The sequence below is a fragment of the Kosmotoga sp. genome, from assembly GCF_982836095.1.
In genome coordinates, this window is sequence record NZ_CEYIHJ010000217.1 from 1,644 (window position 1) to 2,445 (window position 802).

The following is an 802-nucleotide window of genomic DNA, read 5'->3' on the forward strand; positions in this document are numbered from 1 at the left end:
GCTGATAATAAGTTAGAAGTATTCTCTGCTACTATAGATGATATTATGGCTGATATCGTTCAGAAGAAGCTTCAGGGAAATTTAAACATCCACAAACGATATGTTCGCAAATACATCATTGATGATGACAAGGTGGTATTCAATCCCGTTGACATGTCTGCGAAGAAGCTCAATCTCGAGATGGTCTTCGTTTCCAGCGAAGGTGGGACAACTGAGATTTTCAGGCGCCTTTTCGAAGAACTTCTTGGCTCAGACGAATTCCTGTTGCTGCCTTCACTTATTTCGGGCGCTGAAGCGGTCCTTACGGATACCGAAAAGCAGCATGGAGTAGCCTGTGTGACCCTGGGGCACGCTTTTTCTGAGATGGTTATCTATAAAGAAAACCTCCCCATGCATATCTGCAGAATCCCCGTTGGTGTGCGGCATATTGTAAGGGATATTGCCATGGTGCTTGGCACCTCAATGGATGAAGCGGAAAGGCTTCTTGTTACGAATGGCTATGCGAGTATGCACCCCCCCTCATCCGAAAGCATCGTCGAGTATTTTGGGCTCGATGAACGCACAAGAAAGAGAGTGACCGTGAAAAAGCTCTCAACGATTATTTATGCCAGAGTCAAGGAATTGCTGAATAAAATCAGAAGAGAGGTTCAGCTATTCCTAAGCGAAAATAATCAGTTTCTTGAAGAGGGAATACCCGGCGGGATTGTTTTTACCGGTGGTGGAGCGAAGCTCAGAGGATTGAGTGATACTGGTATAGAATCATTGAAAATGCCCGTGCGTGTTGGAACTTATGATACGAGCT

At 45.1% G+C, this 802-nt stretch carries 1 protein-coding gene; it reads left to right on the forward strand.

The window, feature by feature from the left end; genetic code table 11:
* A partial coding sequence (locus AC3LHT_RS10325) for a cell division FtsA domain-containing protein (RefSeq protein WP_488662831.1) occupies positions 1–802 on the forward strand: 802 nt, incomplete at both ends.